The following is a 24491-nucleotide window of genomic DNA, read 5'->3' as shown; positions in this document are numbered from 1 at the left end:
AGTGTGCGCGCGGGTCGCGGGACTGCTTGTGCCGGCCCCTCACGGAATATCGGCCCCCTTCGCGGGAGACGCCCCGTGCAGGGCCCGGGTGCCGTGCAGCAGCAGGGCGTTTCTTCTTCCTCCCGGGGCGCCGTGGCGCGGGAGGAGGGGTGACGTCTGCTTCCACTGCCTGATCGGGCTGTTGTTGCGCATGGGGCGCGAGTGTAGCCACGGCCCTGTCCTCGTGTGGCGTGATCGGCAAGGCTCACAGCAGACCCGAATCACCCGTTGCGGCAGACACCTTGACAGCGTGCGTACTGTTTCGCGACGTTTGATCTCGCCGAACAGTTCGGCTTTCCGGGGGGAGCGGTCTCGCATGCGGACCATGAGCAGACTGGACATCACCGTCCACAGAACCGGTGAACTGGACGCCTCGCTGCGGGGGGCCTGGCACCGGGCGATGGACGAGTCACCGGAGTACGCCAACCCGTTCCTCTCGCCGGAGTTCGCGATCGGGGTCGGCCGACATCGGGGCGGGGCCCGGGTGGCGGTCCTGCGCGAGGGCGGCGAGCCCGTGGGCTTCCTGCCGTTCGAGCGCAACGCCCTGGGGGTGGGCCGGGCCATCGGGCTGGGCCTCTCCGACTGCCAGGCACTGGTGCACCGGCCGGGGGTCACCTGGGACTCCGACGAACTCCTGCGCGCCTGTGGGCTGTCCATCTTCGAGTTCGACCATCTCGTCGAGGAGCAGAAACCGTTCGGCCGGCATGTCACGGGGACGTTCGCGTCACCGGTGATCGACCTGAAACCCGGTGACGCCGATTACCCGGCGTGGCTGCGGGGCACCTACCCCGGGCTGGCCAAGACGACGTTGAAGAAGGAGCGCCGACTGGGCCGTGACGTGGGCGAGATGCGGTTCGTGTACGACGAACGCGACCCGGAGGCACTGCGGACGCTGATGCGGTGGAAGTCCGCCCAGTACCGCAGGACGGGACGGATGGACCGCTTCGCACGGCCATGGATCGTCGATCTGACGAACCATCTGTTCCATGTCCGCGAGGAGCACTTCACCGGCGTGCTGTCGGTCCTGTACGCCGGTGACCGGCCGGTGGCCGCCCACTTCGGGCCGACGTCGAGCACGGTGTTCGCGGCCTGGTTCACCGCGTACGACCCCGATCTCCGCTACTACTCGCCCGGCCTGATCATGCACCTGAGGCTGGCCGAGGGGGCGGCCCGGCACGGTGTGCGGCTCATGGACATGGGGCGCGGCGAGAAGGAGTACAAGGACTGGCTCAAGACCCGCGATCTGCGGGTGGGCGAGGGTTTCGCGAGCCGGCGCCACCCGGTGGCGGCGGCGCACCGGCTGTGGCGCAGGCCGGTTCGGGGCCTGCGGAACACGGTCCTGGCCCATCCCACGCTGCGCGATCCGGCCGACCGGCTGCTGCGGACGGTCGGTACGTTGCGTTCGTCGAGCCGGACGGACTCCGAGCGGACGTGATCCCCGACCGCTGAGCGTCGACGCCGCCCGACTGAGCGGTGACGCCGCCCGACTGTGACGTGTGCCATGCCTTCGCCCGGAGAGGTTTACGACATCCCGAGTCGGTCAAGCGCTCGGGATGTCTCACCGTGACACCACGACCGTCACTCAGGCCGGCACCGTCCCTCCGGGAAGTCCGCTGTCGCAGCACAGGTCGACGGCTTCCGCCCGGGTCGAGGCCGGGCCGGTCAAGCAGCGCGACGCGTTCTTCGACAACGCCAAGTACCTGACCATCGTGCTGGTCGCGGCCGGTCACACGTGGGAACCGCTGAGGGACGGCAGCAGAGCCGCCGGCGCCCTCTATATGCTCGTGTACGCCTTCCACATGCCGGCGTTCATCATCATCTCCGGCTACTTCTCCCGGAGTTTCGACGCGAGTCCGGAGCGGATCAAGCGGCTGGTGACCCAACTGGTCGTGCCGTACGTCGTCTTCGAGACCGCGTACACCCTCTACACCCGGTGGACCGACCAGTCGCCCGACCGCCCGATCAGCCTGCTGGACCCGCTGTATCTGACCTGGTTCCTGGCGGCGCTGTTCATCTGGCGCCTGACCACTCCCCTGTGGCGGACCGTGCGGTGGCCGCTGCCCCTCGCCCTCCTCGTCGCCGCGCTGGCCACCCTGGCACCCATCGGCGACGACCTCGCCCTGCAGCGCACGCTGCAGTTCCTGCCGTACTTCGTGCTGGGCCTGTGTCTGAAGCCGGAGCACTTCCGGATGGTCCGCCGCCGACGGGTACGCCTGCTCGCGATCCCGGTGTTCGCGGGCGGGCTCGCCATGGCGTACTGGGCGGTGCCGCGGATGACCGCCGGCTGGTTCTTCCACGACGACAGCGCCGTGGAACTGGGCGCTCCCGGCTGGTACGGCCCGGTGATGGCCCTGGCGCTCTTCGGATGCTCCCTTCTCCTGGTCGCCTGCTTCCTCGCCTGGATACCCGGTCGGCGCACCTGGTTCACCGCCCTGGGCGCGGGCACCCTCTACGGCTATCTGCTGCACGGCTTCGTCGCCCAGGGCGCCAAGTTCTGGGGCTGGTACGGGCCCGCCTGGGTCCACCGGCCGCTCGGCGAGATCATCGTCACGGCGGTGGCCGTCACCGTGGTGACCGTGCTGTGCACCCCGCCCGTCCGGCGGGTCTTCCGGTTCGTGGTGGAGCCGGGGACGGAGTGGGCGTTCCGGCGGACCGCGGCCACGCAACCGAGCGGGGTCCGCGGCGAACCGCGAAGCGCCGGCGGTCGGTGAGGTTCACGCGTGACCGCCGGTGACGTTCACGGGTGCCAGCCGGTGACGTACGTGGTTGCCGATCGGCCACGTACACGATTGCCGGTCGGTGAGCGGCGCCACCGGCCAGTGGGGCACGGCTCGCGTGATCACTACAACCCTCGGGGCTTTTCGCGTGTCCAGGACGTGGCCGGACGGTGAACCGCCCGGCCCCGTCCTTCCCGCCCCACCGAGGAGAACCACCGTGCGCCGCCGCCTCCACCCCTCGGCAGCAGTCGTCGCCACCGCCGCGATCGCCGCCGCCCTTCCCGCAGTCGCCGCCCCCACAGCGCACGCGACGGAGGGCGGGCCCGCCCTGGTGATCTCGACTCTGCCGAGCACCTCGCCCAAGCCCGGCGAGGTGTACGACGAGCCGGCCACCGTCACCAACAACGGCACGACCGCCGCGGACGGCGTCACCTTCCGGATCCGGCTGACCCGTGGGCTCGACTTCCCCGAGCCCGTCGCGGGCTGCGTCTACTCGACCGTGGAGAACAAGGTCAGGCAGGCACTCTGCGAACTCGACACGGTCGTCGCGCCCGGCGCCTCCGTCACCGTGCCCGTCCGGTTCAAGGCGCTGCCCAACGCCCTGATGGAGTCCGTGGAGTACGGCACCTCCGCCACCGGCGAGGCCCCGGGCGAGGGATACGACGACAGTTACCGGCGTCTGGCCCTGACCGCGGACAGCACGGCCGACCTGGCCGCCACCGGCGACCGGGCGAAGGCGCGCCCCGGCAGCGAGGTGACCGTCAGGGCGACTCTGCGCAACGACGGCCCCGGCTGGGTCCAGAACCAGGAGAGCGACGACCTCGCGGCTCTCCTGGTGAAGATCCCGGCCGGCACCGTGGCCGTCGACGTACCCAAGGAATGCGCGCCGTTCGGTGTCGACGGCCCGAGCGGCCCCTCGGCACCCGGCAAGCCCCGGTATGTCTGCTGGTCCGACGGCGGCACCCTCGATGTCGGCCAGTCGTTCAGCTACACCTTCGTGCTGAAGGTCGACGACGACGCGCGGGACACCAAGGGCGAGGTGAAAGCGACCTCCGTCTACGACATCCACCCCGAGTACGACAAGAACCCCGCCAACGACACGGCGTACCTCAGCGTCGACCTGCCCGGCGACCCCGACGAAGGCTCCTCCGGGGGCGCCGCCACCGGCACCGGCGGCGCGACCGAGGGGGGCTCCGGTTCGGGCGGGGAGGGCAACGACCCGCAGGGCCAGGCCGCGGGCGGCTCGGGCACAACGGGATCCACCTCGGGCGGTGCCTCGGCGGGCGGCTCCACGGGCAACTCCACCGGCGGTACCGGCAGTTCCGGCGGTACCGGTGACGAGGCAGTCAGCGGCGACCTGGCCAGCACGGGCACCGGCGGCACCCCGTTCATCGCCGGGGCCGCGGCCGCCGCCGCGGCGCTCGGAAGCCTTCTGGTCGTGGCGGTACGCCGTCGCGCGAAGACCGCGTCGTCCTGACGACAGGCAACTGGCAACTGACGGCGCCGACAACTGACAGCTGACGGCCAGCTTGCGGCATGACGGGTGGCTGGACCATGTCCAGCCACCCCCGCGAGATCCCTTGACGCTCACCCGTTTCGTTGCTTCTCTCGAAAGGCTGCCTATGGGAGCGCTCCCACCCCTCATGCGAAAGGGATCCCCATGCAGACCACCCCCCACGACGCCCCCTTACGCCGCGCCAGACGCGTGATACCGGCCGTCCTGACCGCCGTACTCGTCGCCTGTCTGCTGTCATGGGCGGGTGGTTCTCCGGCCCAGGCCGCTCTTGGCGACGGCTCGGTCTCCGACCCCAACATCGCCTATGTCGGTCGCTGGGACACCGGCTCGGACACGGCCGCTGTACCCGGCTGGACCGGCGCGTATCTGCAGGCCGGTTTCACCGGCACCACGGTGAAGGTCAAGGCCCGGGACGCCGTCAACTTCTACGCCGCCATCGACGGTGGACCCGACACCTTCTACGCGGGCGTGCGGGGAACGGTGAACCTCACGCCCCGCCCGCTGTCCGGCGGCACCCACACCCTTCGTATCTCCTACCGCTCAGGCGACACGGTCTTCCAGGGACTGGTGCTGGACCCCGGGGCCCGCACGACGCCCGCGAACACACCGTCCGGGCTGGTCGAGTTCGTCGGCGACTCCATCACCGCTGGTGCCCTCACCGACCGGCTGGCGCTCGACTCGTACGCCTGGAAGACCGGCGAACGCCTGGGGCTCAGGCACACCCAGATCGCCCGCTCCGGCTACTGTCTGGTCGCCCAGTCCGGCTGTACGGGCCTGAGCACCCAGTTCTTCAGGACCGCCAGCACGGGCACCCAGGGCTGGGACTTCTCCCGCTACCAGGCGAACGCGGTCGTCATCAACCTCGGCACCAACGACATCGGCCACGGCGTGTCCGGGGCCGCCTTCCAGTCGGCGTACACCACGTTCCTGCGTGATCTGCGCACCACCTACCCGAACGCCCACCTCTTCGCGGTGCAGACCCTCAAGAAGCGCTACGTCACCGAGACCAGGGCCGCCGTCAGCGCCCGCACCGGCGCCGGTGACAGCAAGGTGTCCTACGTCGACACCACGGGCTGGCTCACCGACGGCACCGACTACGAGGACGGCAACGGCCATCCCAACGAGGCCGGCCACACCAAGTTCGCGAGCCGGCTCGCCCCGGTGATCAGCGCCAGACTCACCGGCACCGCCGCCGGATCCGTCGCGGCGGCCGCTCCGGGACAGCCCGGTGACCCGAACATCAAGTTCGTCGGCCGCTGGGACACCAGGAGTTCCGGCACGGCGTACACCCCGTACTGGGCCGGTGCGTACTACCGCGTCGGTTTCACCGGCCGGACCGTGAAGCTCAAGCAACGGAACACGGTCGACCTCTGGGCGCGGATCGACGACGGGCCCCTGACCTTCTACAACGACGTCAAGGGCACGGTGAACCTGACACCGTCGGCGCTGCCCGCCGGCCGGCACACCCTCCAGGTCAACTACCAGGTGGTCGCGGGCTCCTACCATGGAGACGCGGTGTTCCAAGGCCTGGTCCTCGACGGCGGCGCCACGACGTTCGCACCGACCGGCCCGACCCAACTGGTCGAGTTCGTCGGCGACTCGATCACGGTGGGGACGACGACCTCACTCAACGCCCGTACCGCGTACGGCTGGTTGATCGGAGAACGGCTCGGCACCGAACACACCCAGATCGCCCAGGGCGGCGCCTGTCTGGTCGCCACAGCCGACGGATGCGTGGGGCTGGAGCAGCAGTTCGGCCGACTCAACCCGAACGCGGCCACGCCCGACTGGGACTTCTCCCGGTATCGGGCCACCGCGGTCGTCATCAACCTCGGCACCAACGACGTGGGCCACGGGGTGAGTTCCACCCAGTTCCAGTCGGCGTACACCAGTCTGCTGCGCAAGGTGCGTGCCGCGTATCCGCAGGCCTGGATCTTCGCGCTGGAGACCTTCCGCGGACGCTACGTCCCGCAGACGGAGGCGGCCGTGAAGTCCGCCGTCGCCGGCGGGGACTCCCGGGTCTCCTTCGTCGACACCACCGGTTGGCTGGGCTCCGGCGATCTCTCGGACTCGGTCCACCCCAACGACCAGGGCCACCGGGTCATCGCCGACCGGCTCGCGCCGATCATCGCGGCGAGGATCGGCAACTGACGGTTCTGCCGCGAACGGTGGACGCCGCGCGTCTTGACGTCCAGGGGGACTGAACGCGCGGTTTCGTGGTACAGACAGTCCAGTTGAGGCGATCGACGGGCGGGGGCGATGGGGTGCTCGGCAGAGGCATACGCGGTGGCTGCGACATCGGTAGCCGTTGCGGCAGCGGCAGCGGCACAGGTATGACCGGTGTGGTGGCGGCCGTGGTGTTCGCGGCGTGTGTGCTGGGGCTGGTCGGCTGTTCCTCCGGAGGCGACGGGCGTGCGGCGGGTCCGGCGGGCACTGCGGGCGGCACGTCGACGGCATCCGCCGCCTCGCCCACGGCCACCTCGCCCACGGCCTCCGCATCCGCGTCGACGTCGGCTTCCGCCACGGCTTCGACCTCCGCTTCTGCTTCTGCTTCTGCTTCTGCTTCGGGCAGCCGCCCGTCGCCGGTGCCCGTCACCGGGCCGGAGCAGAAGCTGGTGACCATGACGGTCAGCGGTGGCTTCGCCGGTGTCCGCCAAGAGGTGATCCTCCGCGGCGACGGCACGGTCAGCGCCGAAGACAAGGGCAGGCCTGTGGTGCGCCGCACCAGCGCGGCCCAGTTCGCGAGGCTGCGCACGCTCCTCGGAGACCCGGCGCTCGCCGACGTTCCCGCGTTCACGATCGACATGGGGGCGGCCGACAGGTTCCAGTACGCGCTGCAGTTCAACGGCCGCACGGTCATCACGGACCGCTCCTCCGACCAGCCCGCTCTCGATCGCCTCATCGACGCGCTCAGCACTTGGCTGCCACGTTCACCGGCCTAGGCGACACCGAACGTCCTGGCTCGCGGACGCCAACACCGCCACGGAGTGTGACCAGGCCTTTCGGGGTACTCGGCATCGCGTCTCGGGGTACTCGGCAGCGCGTGAGGCGTCACCGACGCGCAGCCGATCGCGAAGGGAGAGGCCCGATGGACGACACTCCGAACCGGACCGACACCGACCTGCTCGGTATCTACCTCAATGATCACCTCGCCGGAGCCGCGCTCGGCGTGGACCGGGCGCGGACGCTGACCAGGGCCGAGTCCGAACGGGACCCGGCGCTCGCCGACGCCCTGCGGCCGATCGCCGACGAGATCGCCGAGGACCGGGCGGGCCTTTTGGAGATCATGCGCGGGCTGGATGTCCCCGTACGCCGACACAAGATCGTCGCCGGTCATCTGGCCGAGCGGGCGGGGCGGCTCAAGGCCAACGGCCGGATCGTCCGCCGATCACCACTCGCCCCCATGCTGGAGCTGGAGCTGCTGCGTCTGGGCGTGGAGGGGAAGGCCGCCGGCTGGCGCACGCTGCGCCGACTGGCCGACGCCGACCGACGGCTCGATCCCGGGCGGCTGGACAACCTGCTCGAACGCGCCCAACGGCAGCGGGGCACGCTGGAGCGGCTGCGCCTGCGACAGATCACGCACACCTTCCAGCAGACCGACACCGGGGACACGGCCGAGGACGACAACGGCGATCCGCAAACGTCCTCCTGACCGGCGCCCCGGTGCACGTCCCCCAGGACCCGACGCCCTGGTCAGGTCGATCAGCCCCGTCCACCACGATCACTCCAGCAGGCGATCCGCCGGACCACTGAGTACCCCGAAACCGACGATCTCGCATGGTCCGGGTCCTTGGGCCGGCCGGTCGAGGCGATCATGTTCAGCCGCCTGTCGACGGCCCCGGACACCCGGCACCGTGAGTAGCTTCCGCTCTCAGCGGCCCGGCTCGTGGTGCAGCAGGAGGAGGGCGATGTCGTCCCTGCGCTGGCCGGTCGCGCTGGCCTTTTTCAGCAGGTCGTCGACGACAAGGTCCAGGTCCCGGTCGTCGGCGTGGGCGAGATGCTGTGCGAGGTGGGCGATGGAGTCGTCGAGGTCGACGCCCGGTGTCTCGACGAGGCCGTCGGTGTAGAAGGCGAGCATCAGCCCCGGGGTGAGCGGGATCTCGGTCAGGGGGAAGACCGCGTCGGGGTCGATTCCCAGGAGCGGGCCGGGCGGGACGTCGACGGGCCGGGTGTCGCCGTCGGGGAGGCGCAGGAGGGGCGGCGGGTGGCCGGCGCTGGCCAGGGTCACGCGTCGGCGGGCGAAGTCGAGGTGGGCGTAGAGGCAGCTGGTGAACAGGTCGTGGCCGAGATCGGTCAGTAGCCGGTTGGTTCCGCAGAGGACCTGGTCGGGAGCGGTGCCGAGGGTCGCGTGGGCGTGGACACCGGTACGGACCTGACCCATCAACGCGGCCGCTGCCGCGTTGTGGCCCTGCACGTCGCCGATGACGGCCGCGGCGGCGGTGTCGTCGAGCCGGATCAGGTCGTAGAAGTCCCCGCCGATGTCCATGCCCCGCGTCGCCGGCAGATACCGGACAGCGACTCGCAACCCGGTGACCTGGGGAAGGGTGCGCGGAAGCAGTGCCTGTTGGAGGTCGTGGGCGAGCTCGTGTTTGGTGTCGTACAGGCGGGCGCGGTCGAGGGCCTGGGCGATGAGCCCGGCGAGCGACGTCAGGACGGCGCGTTCCTCGGCCGGGAACGTGTGGGGGTCGTCGTAGGACAGGACGCAGCAGCCGACGGGCCGGCCGGAGATGATCAGCGGCAGGAACGCCCAGGCCTGCTTGTCGCTGGCCTGCGACGCCTCGGGATAGACACGGCACATCTCCTCCGGGTCGGCGAAGAACGCGGGGATGCCGCTGCTCAGGGCGCGACCGGCCGGTGTGACGTCGGTGTCGAGGGCCAGGCCGTCGAGACGCTCGATGGTGTGCGGGGAGTAGCCGCGGTAGCCGGTGATCCGCAGCCGGCCGGCCTCGGCGGTGGACAGGACCAGGCCCTGGGCGCCGAAGGCGGGCATGATCTGGTCGGCGACCAGGGCGATGACGTCCTGGACGCCGACGACCTCGGTCAGTGCGGCGGCCAGGTGGGTGAGCTGGTAGAGCTGTCCCGCACGGGCCGGTGCGACGGCGTGCGTGGACCGTCGGGACGCCGGTGCGGGCGGGGGTCGCGCACCGCTGGGCACGATACGGACGCTGATGCCGCTGGCGTCCGGGTAGAGGTGGAACTCCAGCCACCGGTCCGGCGGGCGGCACGCGGTGAACGAGACGGGCTCACGGCTGATCACCGCGGCACGGTAGCGGTCCTCGTAGGTGGGTTCGTCGAGCCAGCGCAGGGACTGCCACGGCAGGGTGCCCAGCAGCCGGTCGGCTTCGCCGCCCAGGAGGTCGCAGGCACCGGAGCTGAGGTAGGTGAAGCGCCCCTCCAGGTCCACGGCGCAGCTTCCGCCGGGCAGGCGCTCCACGAAGTCGGCGGCGGCCGTCGCAAGGCTCACGGACCGGCGGCCGGATCCGGTGGGGACGACGCGCGGTCCGTCGCCGGCGGCCGGTGCCCAGCCGTGCTCGGCGGCTTCCTCCAGCAGCCGGGCCAGGCGCCCGCAACTGGACGCGATGTGTCCCCGCTCCCGTGCGGTCATGTGCGGGGGGCGGGCGGCCGGCCACATCAGCAGCAGCACACCCCACCGCCGGGCGCCGGTGACCGGCGCGGCGACCAACGCCAACGGGTAGGGCAGCACCATCGCGGTGCGCGGATAGGAGCGGGCCATCTCCTCCTGGCTTCCCACCCAGACCAGACGGTCCTCCCGGACCGCGACGGCCACCGGTGCCGGAGCGGCCATCGGTACGGTCGACCACGGTGCGGCGAACTCGGCCGGCGCCCCGCACAGCGCGTCCAGACGCAACGACTGCTCGTCCGAGGCGAGCAGGTAGAGCGCGCCGACGGACGCGCCGGTCCGGCGCACCGTCTCCGCGAATTCGGCATCCAGCTCACCGCTGCCGGCGGCCGGATCACCCGCGCTGGTCACGAGGCACCTCCAGCGTCACCGGGGTGATTCGCCCCTAGGAGGACGCTACGCCCCCGGGAGCGGTCGGCACAGCGTCTCGCGCAGGTGGCATGCGGAGGCCGGGCACGGCGAGGTGTTCGCCGTCGTCGTCCCAGAGGTCGCCCATGTCACTCAGGCCGCCCCGGTTCCTGATGGCCGGCCCACCCGAGCAGCGTCCGCAGGTCACGGCTGGGCCGGGCGCAGGCGCGCGGGCTGGCCCCGGAACCGGTAGCGGCGTTCCGGCCTGCCCGTGACCCCGTAGCGCAGGGACACCTCGGCGCTGCCGATGGTGTGGAAGTACTCCAGGTAGCGGCGGGCACTGACGCGGGAGACACCGACCGAGGTCGCGCACTCGGCGGCGGACAGGGTGCCCTCCGTGCCGCGCAGCGCGCGTTCGACCAGCTCGGCGGTCTCCACACTCATGCCCTTGGGCAGCGCGCCCGCGGTGGATGCCGGCCCGATCGCTCCGGCCAGCACCCTGTCCACGTCGGCCTGGCCGCGCACGACGGCCGCGAGCAGACGGCCGCGCTGCTGGGCGTAGCGCTCCAGCCTGGCACGCAGGTCCTCGAACTCGAACGGCTTGAGGAGGTAGTCGACGACGCCGTTGCGGACGGCGCCGCGGACCGTGTCGGCTTCCCGTGCGGCGCTGATGACCATGACGTCGCAGTCGTGCCCGGCGGCGCGCAGCCGGGGAATCAGGTCCAGGCCGAAGACGTCCGGCAGGTACAGGTCGAGCAGGACGAGGTCGGGGCGCAGTTCGTCGATGGCCCGGGTGGCCTGTTCGCCGGTGTGGGCGACGCCCACGACCCGGAACCGCTCGACGCGTTCCACGAAGGTGCGGTGGACCCTGGCCACCATGAAGTCGTCGTCGACCACGAGCACGTCGATCGTGCCGGGGGACATGCCGGACGTGCCGGACATCGCTGACGTGAACGTCGTATCCGGAGTAGCTGACGTGACAGACGTGTCCGATGTGGCGGACGTGTCCGACGTCTCGGACCCATCGGGCGCCCCGTTCATCCCCTCGCTCCTTCCGCCACCGCGTCGGTGAGGTGGTCGACGGTCATGCGTGCGGTGAACATGGCCCCGTCCGGGGTGTTGGTCACCGTGATCTCACCCGCGTGACGCTCGCAGACCAGACGGGTGAGCGCCAGACCGATGCCGCGTTCGCCCTCCTGGGCGGCCTTGGTCGTGAAGCCGTGCGAGAACACCTCCCTGGCGAGTTCCGGTGCCACGCCCGGCCCGGAGTCGCGGACCACGATCTCCACGCTGGAGGCGTCCTGCCGCAGTTCGACCTCGACCCAGGCCTCGCGGTCGTCGGGTTCACCCACGGCGGCGGCGACGGTCGCGGCGTCCACGGCGTTGTCGACGAGGTTTCCCACCACGGTCGCCACGTCGGCGGCGTCCTTCGGGGCCAGCCGGTCGAGGGCGGTGCTGTCCGAGATGCGCAGGCTGACCTTCCGTTCGGCGGCCAGGGAGGACTTCGCCATGAGGAGGGCGGCGACGGCGGTGTCGCGGACCCGGCGGCTGAGGGTCACGTCCAGGGACTGCCGACGCTGGTTCAACGCGCGGATGTAGCGCACGACCTCGTCCTGTTCGCCGATCTGGATCAGTCCGGAGATGGTGTGCAGCTGGTTGGCGAACTCGTGGGCCTGGGCGCGCAGCAGTTCGGAGGAGCTGCGGAAGGATCCGATCTCCCGCTCCAGCCGGGCGAGTTCGGTGCGGTCCCGCAGAGTGGTGACCGAGCCGAGCGGGCGGCCGTCCTTGGTGACGGTCATCCGGTTCATCACCAGCACCCGGCCGTGGCGGACGACGACCTCGTCGCGCCGGCCGGTCGCGTCCTCCCGGTCACCCACCAGGACGTCCCGCAGTCGTCCCTCGACGCCGAGGTCGGCCAGGCTGTGGCCCTCGCAGTCCTCGGGCAGGTCGAGCAGGCGCCGGCCCATGTCGTTGACGAGGGTGAGCCGGTGCTGCGGATCCAGGGCGATCACACCCTCGGCGAGTCCATACAGCATCGCCTCGCGATGCTCGGCGAGGCCGGCGATCTCTCGCGGCTCCAGGCCGAGGGTCTGCCGTTTGACGCGCCGGGCCAGCAGCCAGGAGCCGACCAGGCCGAGGCCGCTGGCGATGCCGAGATAGGCGAGCAGGTAGGAGGACGCTCCGCTGAGGCGCTGCCACACCGTCGGGTCGGCTTCGCCGATCATCACGGTGCCCAGGTGCTGCCCGAGGTTCTCCCTGGTCGCACCGAGTACCGGTACCTGGGCGACGAGTTCGCGGCTGTCGTCCAGGGTCAGCGATCCGGACCAGCCCCGGCCCTCGGCGGCGCCCTCGCCCAGCGGCATGCGGCCGCCGATCGCCGTGGGGTTCGTGGAGCTGACGATCCGGCCGTCGGCGTCCGCCACCGTCACGGAGGTGACCCCGGACTGGGTCTGCGTGGAGTTCACCAGCGGGGCCAGGGCCTCCTGCGGCTCGGGCCCCACCAGCTGGCTGCGCACGAGGGGGGTGGCGGCGAGCTGCTCGGCCAGCGCACCGACCCGGCGGCCCTCGACACGGTTGAACGTGGCCTCCGACTGGGCCAGCGAGACGGCGGCGACCGCCAGCAGCACCACCACGACGATGGCGAGCTGGAGGACCAGCATCTCCCCCGCGAGGGTCTGGCGACGGAAGGAGGCGACCACGACGGACTCAATCTCTCGTGCCGATGCGACAGGCTGCGGCTCATGGGCCGGGGCGCCCATCATGGCGCTCACCTGCAGCCAAGGAAAGAGACCGGCCCAGGCAGCTGTACACACCCACGTGACGCCGGTGACCGCAAAGACCACAAGCTCCGTTGGTTCCGGAAGAGAGACAGGACCTCGACGCACGGGCAACATGTGGCGCACGTCACCCTCCCCACAGGGCTTCCCCCGTTCCGCAGAGACGTACCGACAGGTGGTGGCACTCGTGCGCCTGCGCACCCCCCTCGCCCTGCTCGGAGCCGCCGTGCTCGTACTCGTCGGGCCTCCGCTGCTCACGACCGGCAGCGACTCCGCGACGGGCACCCAGATCCCGGGCCTGCGCCTCATGGTCCCCAACACGCCCGGCGGCGGCTACGACATCACGGCCCGGACGGCCGCGAAGAACGCCGAGGACGCCGGACTCACGCACAACATCGAGGTGTTCAACCTGCCCGGCGCCGGCGGCACCGTAGGGCTCAGCCGGCTGGTGAGCGAGCACGGCAACGGCAAGCTCGCCATGTCGATGGGGCTCGGTGTGGTGGGCGCCGCCCGCTCCAACCACGCCCCGAGGACACTCGACGACACCACCCCCATCGCCCGGCTCACCGAGGAGCAGGACGTCGTGGTGGTCGCCAAGAACTCCCCGTACCGGAGCATCGACGAGCTGATCGAGGCGTGGCGGGCGAATCCCGGCAAGCTCCCGGTGGGCGGCGGTTCCTCGCCCGGCGGGCCGGACCATCTCGCGCCGATGCTGATGGCGAAGGCCGGCGGCGTCGCGCCGAAGGACGTCAACTACATCCCCTTCGACGGCGGTGGCGAGTTGCTCGCTTCGATCCTCGGCAACAAGGTCGCGTTCGGGGTGTCCGGCGTCGGCGAGTACCTCGACCAGATCAAGGCGGGCGAGCTGCGGGTGCTCGCGGTCACCGGCCCCGAACGCGTCGACGAGCTCGAGGACGCGCCCACGCTCAAGGAGTCAGGCTACGACGTCGACTTCACCAACTGGCGCGGCATCGTGGCCCCGCCCGGCCTCTCCACCGCCGAGCGCGACAAGCTCGTACGCCTCGTGGAGGAGTTGCACGACTCGCCCGAGTGGCAGAAGTCCCTTCAGCAGAACGGCTGGGACGACGCGTTCCTGACCGGCGAGAGGTTCGGCGACTTCCTGGGCGCCCAGGACAAGCGCGTGGTTTCGGTGCTGAAGGAGCTGGGGCTGTGACGACACGGACGGACATCCCCGGGAGCGAATCGGCTGAACGCCGCTCCTGGTTGCGTGAGCACTCCGAACTCGGCGTCTGTGTCCTGCTGTTGGCGCTGGGCGTGCTGGTCCTGACCGACGCGCTCACCATGGGCGTCGAGGTGACCCAGCGCGGGCCCGTCGGGCCGAAGACGGTACCGGTCGTCGTCGGCGTCGGGCTGCTCGTCATCGCCGCCCTGCTCGCCGTCGACGTACTGCGCGGCGGCCGGGGCCAGGCCGAGGGGGGCGAGGACATCGATCTCTCCGAACCCGCGGACTGGCGCACGGTGCTGCTGCTCACCGGCGTGTTCCTCGGCGCGGCCGTCCTCATCGAACCCGTCGGCTTCCCCGTCGCGGGCGCCCTGCTCTTCTGGGGAGCCGCCTTCGCGCTCGGCAGCCGCCGCCTCGACCGGGACCCGCTCATCGCGGCCGTTCTCTCCCTGACCACCTACGCCGTCTTCAACAACCTGCTCGGAGTACCGCTGCCCGGTGGCCCGCTGATGGGAGTGCTGTGACATGAACGCCTTCAACTCCCTGATGGACGGCTTCGGTACGGCCCTGACCCCGATCAACCTGCTGTGGGCCGCCGTCGGTGTGCTGCTGGGCACCGCCATCGGTGTGCTGCCCGGCATCGGGCCCGCGATGGCGGTCGCGCTCCTGCTGCCCGTGACGTACGGACTCGACCCGACCGGCGCGTTCATCATGTTCGCCGGTATCTACTACGGGGCGATGTTCGGCGGCTCGACCACCTCGATCCTGCTCAACACCCCCGGTGAGAGTGCCGCCGTGGTCGCGGCCATGGAGGGCAACCCGATGGCCAAGTCGGGGCGTGGCGCGCAGGCGCTCGCGGCCGCCGCCATCGGCCACTTCGCGGGCGGTCTGATCGGCACGCTCCTGCTGGTCGCGCTCGCCCCGACGGTCGCCGACCTGGCGGTGGACATCGGCGCTCCGGACTACTTCGCCATCATGGTGCTGGCGTTCATCGCCGTGACCTCCGTGCTGGGGTCGTCGCGCATCCGCGGGCTCGCGTCCCTGCTCATCGGTCTCACGCTGGGTCTGGTGGGCCTGGACCAGATGACCGGCCAGCAACGCCTGACCTTCGGTTCCCTCCAACTCGCCGACGGCATCGACGTGGTGATCGTCGCGGTCGGCCTCTTCGCGATCGGCGAGGCCCTGTGGGTCGCCGCCCATCTACGGCGCCTGCCGTCCGAGCCGATCCCGGTGGGCCGCCCGTGGCTCGGCCGGGACGATGTGCGGCGGACCTGGAAGTCGTGGCTGCGCGGCCCGTTCATCGGCTTCCCGTTCGGCGCGATTCCGGCGGGCGGCGCCGAGATCCCCACCTTCCTGTCGTACGTCACCGAGAAACGCCTGTCGAAGCACCCGGACGACTGGGGCCGCAAGGGCGCGATCGAGGGCGTCGCCGGACCGGAGTCGGCGGCGTCGGCCTCGGCCGCGGGGACGCTGGTGTCCATGCTGACCCTCGGCCTGCCCACCACGGCGGTCGCGGCGGTCATGCTGGCCGCCTTCCAGCAGTACGGCATCCAGCCGGGCCCTCTCCTCTTCGAACGCGAACCGGATCTGGTGTGGGGACTGATCGCGTCGCTCTTCGTGGGCATGGTGCTGTTGCTCGCGCTCAACCTGCCGCTGGCTCCGGTGTGGGCCAAGCTGCTGCGCATCCCCCGGCCGTACCTGTATGCCGGGATCATGTTCTTCGCGGCGGTCGGCGCGTACGCGGTCGGCGGCGAGGTGGTCGACCTGGTGATCCTCCTGATCATCGGCCTGATCGGCTTCGGAATGCGGCGCTACGGCCTGCCGATCCTGCCCGCCGTCATCGGCGTCATCCTCGGCCCGAACGCCGAACAACAGCTGCGGCGGGCCCTGCAGATCAGCGACGGCAGCGTCTCGGGACTGGTCGACACGCCCTTCGCGGTGACCGTGTACGCGGTGATCGCGTTGCTGCTGGCGTGGCCCCTCCTGAAGCGGCTCATGACACGTGACCGAGCGAAGGCCTGATCCGTGGCGCCCCTCGGCGACCATCACCTCCCGAAAAACGATTTACTGATGGTCGGGGTAGACTGACGCCGCCCATGAGGACCGCGTCGTGCCTGGTCGCACGGCTGCCGCAGCGAGGGGGGTGGACGCCGTTCCGCTTCGCCCCGCCCGTATCCAGGACGTCGCCGCCGCCGCGGGGGTCTCGGTGTCCACGGTGTCGAACGTCCTCAACCGGCCCGAGCGCGTCAACGCCCGCACCGCCGAGCGGGTCCGGGACGTGGTCGCCGCGCTCGACTACGTCCCCCACCCGGGCGCCGCCGGCCTGCGGACCGGGCACTCCTCCTCCATCGGTCTGGTGCTGCCCGACGTGGCCAACTCGTTCTACTCGCGCATCGCACGAGGGGCCGCGGACGCGGCGTACGAGCACGGCTACAGCCTCGTGCTCTGCGACAGCGGGGACGCGCCCGAGCGGGAGCAGGGCTACTTCACGATGCTGATCGAGCAGCGGGCCGTCGGGGCCGTGGTGGTTCCGCTCAGCGCCGATCCGACCCGGCTGACGCGGCTGCGTGAGCGGGGCATCCCGCTGGTGCTGGCGGACCGTGCGATGCCGGCCCAGGACGGCTGCTCCGTCTCCGTCGACGACATCGCCGGCGGCCGGATCGCCGTATCGCATCTCCTGGACCGCGGTGCGCGTGACGTCCTCGTGGTGAACGGAGAGCGCGGGATCCGGCAGTGCGCCGACCGGTACCAAGGTGCCCGGCAGGCCGTGCGCAGTCGGCGTGCGGCGAGGCTGGGCCAGGTCGTCGCCGAGGAGATGACGGTGGCGTACGGCAGGGAGATCGCGCGCCGCCTGGACGAGCTGCCCGACGGGGTCTTCTGCACCAACGACTTCCTCGCCGCGGGGCTGTGCCGTGGACTGGGTGAGCGGGGCGTGCGGATACCCGAGGAGGTGCAGGTGGTCGGTTACGGCGACCTGGACATCGCAAGCTTCGTGGGGACGACCCTGACGACGGTGCGGCAGCCGGTCGAGGAACTCGGCAGGGCGGCCGTCGAGATGCTGCTCGACGAGGTGGAGGCCCGGGCGGAACACGCCCACGGGACACGGGTGTTCGCGCCCGACCTCGTCCTCCGGGATTCGACCCGGCCGCCTTCCGACACCTGAGCCCGGTCCCTGTCAGGCGGGCCCGGGGATCCGGAGCGTCACGGGCCCGAGCAGTCCCGACCCGAGCTGGGACTCGAAGGCCCAGGCAGTCGGCGTGGCTTCGGCGAAATACGGGGCCAGGGTGTTGTGGACGGTCACCTCGACGCGGACGGTACGCCCGGCGGCACCGCGGAATTCGAAGCGGTACGGCGCGCAGAACGCCTCACCCACGGGTTCGCCGTCGACAAGGACCGAGACGCTGCCGCGCACCCGCCCTAGGTCCAGCACCGGGTCCGGCCCGGCCGGTACCTCCAGGGTCCGCGCGTACGTCACACCGCCGCTCCAACCGCCCAGCCCCAGCGTGCGCCAGTCCCCCAGCGGCAGGGGCGCCGGCACGGTACGCACCCGCACCGGGCCGCGCCAGGCGGAGCCGCCCCGCAGCACCGCCGTGGGGACGGTGACAACGTCAATCTCCGTGGGCGCCGACAGGGGCTGATCCAGTGACAGCGCCCGGCCGTCGAGGGTCTTCTCGGCGCCGTCCCCGACCCGTACCCGGGCGGGTAGCTCCAGCGGCAGATCCATCGACAGGGTGCCCGCGGGCACGGTGAACCGGAAACGCTGCGCCCTCTCGCGGACGTCGTCGGTGGACCGCAGCGGCAGTACGGCGGTGCCGAGGTCCGGTGCGCCGGTGAGCCACTCGGTGTCCGGCAGCGGGTGCGGCCGTACCGCGGCATAACAGTGCTGCAACTCGCCCCACCGGCCCTCGTGTTCGACCGTACGTCCGCGCCACTCCCCCGTCCGGGCCTCCCACCCGGCGCCGCTGACCAGAGCGGTCGCGATGGACCCCGCGTCGGCCACGCAGTCGACGAAGACCGCTTCTCGTGCGTGGACGCTGTCGGCCACCACATCGAGGACGTGCTCGCCCGCCCCGAGGGTCAGTCGGTGACGGAAGAACATCGGTACCGCGCCCCAGTCGGACTCGTAGTACTCCACCTTCTCCTGCCGCGCCACGACCGATCCGTCGAGCAGCACGGTGACGCCCACCGCGGCGCCCACGACCAGCACCGCCGCGCCGCCCGAGGGAAGGCGCAGCCGACCCCGGTAGGTCACTCCGCCGTCCGGTCGTACGTCGTCGGGGAGACACATGAACTGCGGACGCGCGGTGAACCCGTCCGGGCCGGAGAGGCAGAAGTAGCTGCCCAGCGGGGTGCCGGCGGCACCCGAGATCAGCAGCGGCCGGTCCTCGGCGTCCCCCAGTTCGTACTCGAGCACGTTGTGGGACCGCGTGACCTCCACCAGGGCGGAGGCGAGAAAGCCCGTCGAGGTGTCCAGCCGCTCGCCGTTCCACCAGACCCGCTTGGCCGCCGCCGCGCCGACGTGCAGATCGGCGGGGCCCCGGTGGTCCGTCGCGACGATCGCCCGGATCCGGGCGACGGTTCCGCTCCCGGGCACGGGCACACGTACGAACTCCTCGGCCACCATCCCCTTGTTGCCGAGCAGACCGTCCTGATCCGGCATCCCCCGGCTCGACGAGTACAGCGAGACGCGCCAGCCGCCGTCCGGGGGCACCAGGGGAGCCGCCCCCGCCAGGATCCGCTCGACACCGGCGCCGTCCAACGGGTCGGGGGCCTGGGCGCGGGGCACCGGAGGCAGGACGCACACCCGGTTGCCGTACGTTGCCCGCGACTGCTCCCCGTGCGCGTCGGGCGCGTCGGTCTCGGTCCACCGCATGGTCCAGATCTGCGGCTCGTCGACGGACGTGCCCGCGGGCAGCGCCAGGTCGCCCCAGGTGTTGTCCATGGTGGGGACCAGTCGGCCCTCCCAACCGCCCGAGACGTCGATCGTCTCCGTCGGCTCGGGGTGCGGTGCCGTGGTCCGGGCGGTCGGTGTGCCTTCGCGCCATACGACGAGAGCGGCGGGGGCGCCTTCCAGCGGCACCTCGATGGTCGAGAGGCCGTCGGCGAGGGTGACGTGTGCCGGACTTCGGGCGCCGGTCGCCGGATTCCAGACCTCGGCCTCCGCGACGGCGGCACGCACGGTGACGGCCGTACTGCGGGCGTAGCGTGCGGGGTCGACCTCGTGGCGGCCGTTCGGCGGGTCCGTGCGGGCGTCCGGGAAGGCCCCCGTCACCAGGGCTACCGCAGCGTCGCCCCGCCTCCTGACGAGCAGCGGTACGTCGCCCGTCGCGTGACCTGCGGCGTCGGCCACCGCGGCCGCGCCCGCCGCGGCGTCACTCGCCCGCTCCAGTCGTGGATGGTCCAGCAGTGCCACGACGACGGCGTCGTCACCGTCCGCCCCGGCGGCCGTCGCGGGCGGCCGGCCCACGACCACCACCCGGCCGCCGGCATCGAGCAGCCGGGTCAGCCGGCGTGCCGTCTCCTCCTCCAGGACGCTCGCCGAGGGCAGCAGGACCGCGGTGTACGCCTGGTCCCTGACGCGCAGGGCGCCGTCCGCGGCTTTGGCGCCCAGCACCGAGGCGTCGTCGATGACGTCGAAGGAGATGCCCCGCCGGTCCAGTTCGCCGATCCGGGGTCGGAGCCAGTTGTTCGTGCCGCACAGGTCCAGGTAGTGGCGCTGGGTCTCGTCGACGTCGGTGTGAGCCCCGCCGAGGCGGCCGTCGCCGAAGTGCTGGACGGGCGCGTCCAGCGGGATGAGTGACTGCATGGTCGCGGTGGGGTGCAGGACCGCGACGTCGGCGCTGTAGGTGCCCCAGGACATGATCGAGCAGATCCGGGCCACGGCCCGGGAGAACGCCGGGTACTGCTGCCAGTAGGGCTGGCGCCAGTCGGTGGACGGCGGCGCCCACTCGAACCAGCCGCCCGCGGTGCCGAAGTAACTGGCGTGCGGGTTGTACAGGTTGGCGCCACTGCGCAGGAACGGCAGGAGCCAGTCGTAGGTGTCCTCCAGGGTGCCGCCCCAGCCGGAGGAGTGGAAAGCCTCGATCCACACGCGCTCGTGGCCGTGGAGGTGGGCCATGGAGGAGTGGACCTTGGCGTCGCCGTGGTGGTCGCTGCCGGCGGCTCCGTACCAGCGATGGGTGCGGAAGTAGTCCGTGTAGATCTGCGTGGACTGGGCCGGGAAGCCCGCTCGCGCGGGGTTGCTCTGGTCGGCTCCGATGAGCATGCCGCGTTCTTCGTGCCAGGCGGCGAGCGGCCTGAACAGGGCCTCTTCGGTGAGTTCGGCGCGGACCGCGTAGTAGTCGGCGCGGACCGCGCGGTGGTCGGCCCGGGCCTTCTCCGCCGGGGTGGCCGTGAACAGGGCCGGCAGATGGTCGAGCAGGTCGTAGCCGCGCCGGGCGCGGAACTCCTCGGGGAAACGGTGGCTCCAGGAGTTGGTGCCGGGCAGCTCGTCCTGGAAGCTCCCCGCGACGACGTTGCCCAGGTACTCCGGGACCCGCCGGTCGAACTCGTGGTGCACGGCGTCAAGCAGCAGACCCACGGCGTGCGGGTCCAGATAGTCGAACGCCGAGGGGACGGCGGCGACCAACCGCACCTCTGTCCCGTCCCCGGCCTCGACCCGGGCGGTGCCAAAACCGGCGTCCAGGTCCATGGGCAGACGACGCCCCGTCAGGTCGTAGACGGCGACCGGGGTTTCGGCGCCCCGCAGCCCGAGCGTGCCCCCGGAGACGGTCGTCGTGCGGGAGCGCAGGGCCCGGCCGGCGGCCCGCGGGTGCCGGCGGGTGACACCGCCCTGGACGTTGGCGCCGGAGAACCCGATCTGGTCGTAGAACCACAGGCGGGTGCCGAGTTCCCCGGCGATCCGGCAGGCGTCGGTGAAACGGGCCCACCATTCCTCGCCGAACCACACCGGATCGTCGGTCCGGGCGCCGAAGGTCGGCCCGGCGGGGGCCAGGTTGATCACCACCAGGTTGTGGACGCCGCCGTCCGCGAACCTGCGCAGCTGCCATGCGAGGCGCTCCCTGGTGACCTTCGCGCCCGACCACCACCACAGCGGAGTGGGGCCGAAGCCCCGGGGCGGGTCGTCGAACAGCTGTCGCAGTTCAGGAGAGATCACGAATGCGGTCCTTCCGAGTGCGGCCCGGGCAACCTCGCGGATCTGAAAACGTTTTACATCGCTTCCACCGTAGGGGACCTGCGGCGTCCTCACCAGATACGAGACTCCACGAAGGATCCGCGCCTTCTCTCCGCGGAAGTGGGCGCGGGGGCTTGTTGTAACGTTTTTTGGATCCTATAGTCACTGCGACCTACCCGGCCCGGAGCCGCGACGTCCCCCTCCGCAGCTCCTTCCGCGTGTTCCTCCGCCGGGTCTCGTCGATCGAAGATCACCAAGGCCAATCCCCGGACGACGACGGAGTCGCATCATGGCCCGAACTTCGACTGCCCCGGATCACCCGGAACAGCCCATCCCCAAGCGCCTGTGGAAGGTCGCGGCCCTGTCGGGCATGGCCTCGTACCTGGACGCCGCTCTCATCGTCAGCATCGCTGTCAACCTGGCCATCTACCGGGACCACTACGACATGGGCGTGTGGATGGCCGGCGCGATCAGTGCGATCGTCACCGGCTGCATCGCCGTCGGCTCCCTCGTCGGCGGACGGCTCGCCGACATGTTCGGGCGCCGCCGTGTCTACAACCTGGACATCCTCTGCTTCGCGTTGGGCGCGGTCGTCATCACCCTGGCGCCCAACGACATCGTGCTCCTGGTCGGCGTGCTCGTGGCGGGGCTGGCGGCAGGCGCCGACCTGCCGACGTCCCTGGCCGTGGTCTCGGACGCCGCGCCCGCCGACGGCCGGGCCCGGCTCGTGTCCTTCACCCAGGTCATGTGGGTGCTGGGCATCGTCGTCGTCATCTTCCTCGGCTACGTCCTGTCGGACGCGGGCATGACCGGGGCGCGGATCATCACCGGCCATCTGGCCGTCGCCGCGCTGTTCACCTGGCAGCTCCGCGCCCGTCTGGAGCTGGCCGACGAGCCGCCCGACGATGCGGTGGAGGCCGAGGCGGCCGCGCTGGACGCCCCGCGCGGAACCGCGCTCAGGAACGTGTGGAACCGTGCCGCGTTGCTGCCGATGGCCGCGACCTTCCTCTACTACGTCACCTGGGGCATCGGCGCCAACACCTTCGGCCAGTTCGGCACCTATCTGCTGGTCACGGTCAGCGGTGCCTCGCAGAGCCTGGCCACCGGGATCAACCTGGCCTTCCTCCCGATCGCGCTGGTGCTGACCTTCGTCTTCGTCCGGCTCGCCGACACCCCGTGGCGCGACCGGCTGTTCTACGTGTTCACGGTCGTGCAGGTCGTCGCCTTCTGCATCGCCTCCCTCACGGCGGGCGCCCTCGTCGGCATGCTCGTCTTCTTCGTGCTCTACCAGATCTCCAACCCCTTCGCGGGGGAGGCCAGTTACAAGGTGTGGTCGCAGCTCACGCTGCCCCCGGACACCCGCGGCACCACCCAGGGCCTGACCTACGCCCTGTCGCGAGGGGTCTTCGCGGGCGTCGCGTTCGTGACGCCCGCCCTGATGGAGTACAGCGTGTCCCTGCTGCTGTGGTCGATCACCCTCTGCATGGCGGCGTCGGGTGTCGCCGGGGTCTACGTCGTCCGTGTCCTCATCCGGCGTTCCCCTGATGCCGCTGCCGCCCCGGCGGATCTGGGAGCGACCCGGGCCTGAATCCGAACCGGACCTCCGAAGGAGCACCGCCCATGGCAACGACCGAACCCACCACCCTGGCCGCAGACCGCGCCGCCGCCCTGCGCGATCTGCTCCCCCCGGTACCCCGCCGCCGTACCAGGATCGGACTGGTCGCCGGCGGGCTCGGCACCTACTGGCCCCAGTTCCCGGGGCTGCTGCCGCAGTTGAGGGAGTCGGCCCAGTACGTCACCGAGCGGTTGCGGCGACTGGACGCGGAGGTGACCGACGTCGGCTTCATCTCCGACGCCGAGGAAGGGGCGGTCGCCGCCGAGGAGCTCCGCCGGGCGGACTGCGACCTGATCGTGCTGTTTCTGACGACCTACCTGACCTCGTCGATGGTGCTGCCGATCGCCCGGCGCTCGCACACCCCCGTCCTGGTCATCGATCTCCAGCCGTCCGAACGGATGGACCACGCCTCCTTCGACACGGGCGCCTGGCTGGCCTACTGCGGACAGTGCCCCGTGCCCGAGGTCGGCAACGTCTTCCGCCGCGCCGGCATCCCCTTCCGGTCGGTGTCGGGCTGGCTGCGGCAGGAGTCGGCCTGGCGGCGCATCGAGCAGTGGATCCGGGCCGCGCACGTCCGCGCCGCGCTCCGGCACGGCCGGCACGGTCTGATGGGGCATCTGTATCCCGGCATGCTCGACGTGTCGACGGACCTGACGCTGCTTCCGGCGACGTTCGGCTCCCATGTCGAGGTGCTGGAGTTCGACGACCTGCGGCATCGCGTGGAGAAGGTGACCGAGGAGGAGAGCCGTGAGCGCATGGCTCTGGCCCGTCGGGTCTTCGCCGTCGACGACAGTGTGGCGGACGAGGACTTCGCGTGGGGGGCGACCGTGTCGGTCGCACTGGATCGGCTCGTCGAGGACTTCGGCCTCGACACGCTCGCGTACTACCACCGCGGCCTCGACGGCGAACTGCACGAGCGGCTCGGCGCCGGCCTGATCCTCGGGGCCTCGCTGCTCACCGCCCGGGGCGTGCCCGCGGCCGGTGAGTACGAACTGCGCACCAGCGTCGCCCAGTTGGCCACCCAGAGCATCGGCGCCGGGGGCTCCTTCACCGAGATCCAGGCCCTCGACTTCGAGGACGGTGTCGTGGAGATGGGCCATGACGGACCAGCCCACCTCGCCGTCAGCGCCCGTGACCCGCTGCTGCGGGGGCTGGGTGTCTACCACGGCAAGCGCGGCTGGGGCGTCAGCGTGGAGTTCGACGTCCAGCACGGGCCCGTCACCCTCCTCGGCCTCGGCCAGGACGCCGACGGCAGCCTCTCCTTCATCACGTCCGAGGGCACGGTCGTACCGGGACCGCTGCTGGAGATCGGCAACACCACCAGCCGCGTCGACTTCGGCCGTGACCCGGGCGAGTGGGTCGACGCGTGGAGCGCCACGGGCGTAGGCCACCACTGGTCCCTCGCGGTCGGCCACCACACCGCCGACTTCCGCGCCGCCGCGAGCCTGCTCGGCATCGACCACCGGGAGGTGTGACCGTGA

General features: G+C 71.3%; 17 protein-coding genes. 12 read left to right on the top strand and 5 right to left on the bottom strand.

The genetic code is table 11. The features are described 5' to 3' along the window. Positions 1-39: 39 nt before the first annotated feature. Entirely contained in the window at positions 40-192 is a 153-nt protein-coding gene (locus OHA64_RS43135; protein WP_405622654.1) for a hypothetical protein, read from the bottom strand. Between the two features lie 163 nt (positions 193-355). Here OHA64_RS43135 and OHA64_RS43130 point away from each other — a divergent pair, with 163 nt between their 5' ends. From OHA64_RS43130 to OHA64_RS43105, 6 genes are all read left to right on the top strand, one after another. After that, entirely contained in the window at positions 356-1474 is a 1119-nt protein-coding gene (locus OHA64_RS43130) for a GNAT family N-acetyltransferase (protein WP_405622653.1), read from the top strand. A 118-nt stretch (positions 1475-1592) separates the two neighbouring features. After that, a complete protein-coding gene (locus tag OHA64_RS43125) occupies positions 1593-2750 on the top strand; it encodes an acyltransferase family protein (RefSeq protein WP_405622652.1) in 1158 nt (385 codons plus the stop codon). A gap of 223 nt (positions 2751-2973) precedes the next feature. Then, complete coding sequence (locus OHA64_RS43120; RefSeq protein WP_405622651.1) at positions 2974-4233, top strand: hypothetical protein; 1260 nt, start codon at positions 2974-2976, stop codon at positions 4231-4233. Between the two features lie 183 nt (positions 4234-4416). Further along, entirely contained in the window at positions 4417-6423 is a 2007-nt protein-coding gene (locus tag OHA64_RS43115) for a GDSL-type esterase/lipase family protein (RefSeq protein WP_405622650.1), read from the top strand. Between the two features lie 182 nt (positions 6424-6605). Beyond that, the gene (locus tag OHA64_RS43110; RefSeq protein WP_405622649.1) at positions 6606-7214 is read left to right on the top strand and encodes a hypothetical protein; all 609 of its coding nucleotides are present in this window, start codon (positions 6606-6608) and stop codon (positions 7212-7214) included. Between the two features lie 146 nt (positions 7215-7360). Then, on the top strand, positions 7361-7924 hold the full coding sequence (locus OHA64_RS43105; RefSeq protein WP_405622648.1) for a hypothetical protein: 564 nt from the start codon (positions 7361-7363) through the stop codon (positions 7922-7924). A 219-nt stretch (positions 7925-8143) separates the two neighbouring features. On the opposite strand, the gene OHA64_RS43100 is transcribed toward OHA64_RS43105, so the two are convergent. The 3 genes from OHA64_RS43100 to OHA64_RS43090 all read right to left on the bottom strand — a co-directional run bounded on the left by OHA64_RS43100 (position 8144) and on the right by OHA64_RS43090 (position 12960). Further along, positions 8144-10264 (bottom strand): SpoIIE family protein phosphatase, encoded by a 2121-nt coding sequence (locus tag OHA64_RS43100; protein ID WP_405622647.1) that lies wholly within the window; start codon positions 10262-10264, stop codon positions 8144-8146. Positions 10265-10465: 201 nt separating this feature from the next. Beyond that, the gene (locus OHA64_RS43095) at positions 10466-11203 is read right to left on the bottom strand and encodes a response regulator (protein ID WP_405622646.1); all 738 of its coding nucleotides are present in this window, start codon (positions 11201-11203) and stop codon (positions 10466-10468) included. Positions 11204-11298: 95 nt separating this feature from the next. Continuing rightward, complete coding sequence (locus OHA64_RS43090) at positions 11299-12960, bottom strand: ATP-binding protein (protein ID WP_405622645.1); 1662 nt, start codon at positions 12958-12960, stop codon at positions 11299-11301. 265 nt (positions 12961-13225) lie between these two features. Here OHA64_RS43090 and OHA64_RS43085 point away from each other — a divergent pair, with 265 nt between their 5' ends. From OHA64_RS43085 to OHA64_RS43070, 4 genes are all read left to right on the top strand, one after another. Beyond that, positions 13226-14212: a Bug family tripartite tricarboxylate transporter substrate binding protein gene (locus OHA64_RS43085; RefSeq protein WP_405624355.1), complete on the top strand. Its 987-nt coding sequence runs from the start codon at positions 13226-13228 to the stop codon at positions 14210-14212. After that, positions 14209-14745, top strand: coding sequence for a tripartite tricarboxylate transporter TctB family protein (locus tag OHA64_RS43080; protein ID WP_405622644.1), 537 nt, complete (start codon positions 14209-14211; stop codon positions 14743-14745). Before OHA64_RS43085 ends, OHA64_RS43080 begins: the two co-directional genes overlap by 4 nt. Before the next feature lies 1 nt (position 14746). Further along, positions 14747-16243, top strand: coding sequence for a tripartite tricarboxylate transporter permease (locus OHA64_RS43075; RefSeq protein WP_405622643.1), 1497 nt, complete (start codon positions 14747-14749; stop codon positions 16241-16243). Positions 16244-16364: 121 nt separating this feature from the next. After that, positions 16365-17384: a LacI family DNA-binding transcriptional regulator gene (locus OHA64_RS43070; protein ID WP_405624353.1), complete on the top strand. Its 1020-nt coding sequence runs from the start codon at positions 16365-16367 to the stop codon at positions 17382-17384. A gap of 12 nt (positions 17385-17396) precedes the next feature. Here the strand turns inward: OHA64_RS43070 and OHA64_RS43065 are convergent, their stop codons facing one another. Then, entirely contained in the window at positions 17397-21377 is a 3981-nt protein-coding gene (locus tag OHA64_RS43065; RefSeq protein WP_405622642.1) for a glycosyl hydrolase, read from the bottom strand. A gap of 307 nt (positions 21378-21684) precedes the next feature. On the opposite strand from OHA64_RS43065, the gene OHA64_RS43060 reads away from it, so the two are divergent. Continuing rightward, positions 21685-22983, top strand: coding sequence for an MFS transporter (locus tag OHA64_RS43060; RefSeq protein ID WP_405622641.1), 1299 nt, complete (start codon positions 21685-21687; stop codon positions 22981-22983). Positions 22984-23015: 32 nt separating this feature from the next. Continuing rightward, entirely contained in the window at positions 23016-24485 is a 1470-nt protein-coding gene (locus OHA64_RS43055) for an arabinose isomerase (protein WP_405622640.1), read from the top strand. Positions 24486-24491 lie beyond the last annotated feature (6 nt).

Origin of the sequence: Streptomyces sp. NBC_00076 (assembly GCF_045041235.1) — a bacterium.
Classification (GTDB): domain Bacteria; phylum Actinomycetota; class Actinomycetes; order Streptomycetales; family Streptomycetaceae; genus Streptomyces.
The sequence above is the reverse complement of the archived record's forward strand: the minus strand, read 5'-3'. Positions and strand labels throughout refer to the sequence as shown.